The following is a 313-nucleotide window of genomic DNA, read 5'->3' on the forward strand; positions in this document are numbered from 1 at the left end:
CTACGTGCCGGCGCTCGCGCTCGGTCCGGGTGTCGAGCATCTGATCATGCTCGGCGTGCATTGAACGGGGATCTTTCGAAATGACACAACATAGTGCAACACGGTCCATGTTCGATCCGGCGCTCGTGCGCCCGGCCATCGTGGACTCGTTCAGGAAACTCAATCCGCGCACCCAGTTGCGCAACCCGGTGATGTTCTGCGTCTACGTGGGCAGCGTGCTCACGACGATCCACTGGATCGCGGCGCTGATGGGGCAGGCCGAAGCGCCCGCGGGCTTCATTCTCACGGTCGCGCTGCGGCCCTGGTTCACGGT

Annotated in this window: 1 pseudogene; it reads left to right on the forward strand. The window is 63.6% G+C overall.

Annotated elements, in window-relative coordinates:
* Positions 1-80 precede the first annotated feature (80 nt).
* Positions 81-313 (forward strand): annotated as a pseudogene (locus tag SB772_RS39835) (potassium-transporting ATPase subunit B); the annotation flags it as partial.

It is taken from the genome of Paraburkholderia sp. SIMBA_030 (assembly GCF_046535245.1).
In the GTDB taxonomy this organism is placed as follows: Bacteria; Pseudomonadota; Gammaproteobacteria; order Burkholderiales; family Burkholderiaceae; genus Paraburkholderia.